2 protein-coding genes and 1 pseudogene are annotated in these 1110 nt (G+C 39.5%); all 3 read left to right on the plus strand.

The features are described from left to right. Positions 1 to 123 (plus strand): helix-turn-helix domain-containing protein (locus DSM03_RS18900; protein ID WP_161568077.1); only part of this gene is annotated, 123 nt, incomplete at its 5' end. Between the two features lie 9 nt (positions 124 to 132). Then, positions 133 to 789 (plus strand): hypothetical protein, encoded by a 657-nt coding sequence (locus DSM03_RS18905; protein WP_128760773.1) that lies wholly within the window; start codon positions 133 to 135, stop codon positions 787 to 789. Further along, positions 773 to 1110, plus strand: a pseudogene (locus tag DSM03_RS18910) (ATPase); the annotation flags it as partial. The gene DSM03_RS18905 and the pseudogene DSM03_RS18910, both read left to right, overlap by 17 nt.

Raw genomic sequence — 1110 nt, forward strand, 5'->3', positions numbered from 1 at the left:
AGTCCGGGAACCCTACAAAACTTACGCATTAACGGCACCATACCCTTCACTAAAGTGGGCGGTATCATCTACTACGATGCTCAGGAAATTCAACAGCTCATGGAAGCTAATCGCATCCATTAACAATTGCATATGAATTATATCAAGCACCTCAATGCAGTCTTTCAAAAGGTGTATTCAGACAACCGTTTGAATACCTCTCACATCAGCTTGTATATGGCGGCTTTTCAGTTTTGGAATGTGAGTAGATTCTCCCCTCAGTTTTATGTAAACCGGGAAGAACTTTGCAGGATGTCTAAGATAGGTTCTAATCGCACGTACCAAAAATGCATGAACGATTTACACAAGTGGAAGTATCTTAAATACACCCCTTCTCATAACCCGTTTAAAGGGAGTGAGATCAAGATGTTCATTTTTGCACCAACTTCAGCACCAAGCAGTGCACAAACTACTGCACAAACCGGTAGCATAGTTATGCACCAAGCAGTGAATCGTTATATAAAACATGATAAAACATTAAAAAACAAACCTAAACATGCCAAGGAGGTTTTTCAATTTTTTAAATCTAAAAATTTCCCAGAGCAGGAAGCTGCAGCTTTTTTATTGCATTACGATCAAAGCGGTTGGTTAACCAGCAATGGGGAGGAAATTGAATATTGGCAGGCAATTGCTAAGCATTGGATGCTGAATAGCAAAACAGCTGATGAAAGAAAAAAAAGAAGTACCAAGCGCTCTTTTGATGATCCGTTGAAAGTTTCAAATTCTAAGAATTATGGCGAACCCTTGTGAAATTATTGAAGGTGGCATCACCTACCCGTTAGGCAGCATGCAAGGCAAGAAGATGATCTATGATTTTCATAAAATGCTCGTGTATCTGAATGCAAAGGGGAAACTGCTTTCTGGACCTCATTTTAAAATCTATGAATCAGATCACCCCTTATTGTTTAAACTCTGTAATTATATCATCGCTGATAAAACAAATTTTGAGGCGATGCATCTGGACCCCAAAAAAGGATTGATTCTTTCGGGTCCCGTAGGTTGTGGAAAAACCAGCTTAATGAAACTCTTAAGACACCTGGTGCCGCATCTACGCCCTTATGAAGTTATTCC

The sequence above is a fragment of the Leeuwenhoekiella aestuarii genome (assembly GCF_004104055.1).
GTDB lineage: Bacteria > Bacteroidota > Bacteroidia > Flavobacteriales > Flavobacteriaceae > Leeuwenhoekiella > Leeuwenhoekiella aestuarii.

What these genes read in the sequence shown, in the direction of transcription:
- DSM03_RS18905 (WP_128760773.1), top strand. Translation starts at nt 133, where the DNA reads ATGAATTATATCAAGCACCTCAATGCAGTCTTTCAAAAGGTGTATTCA.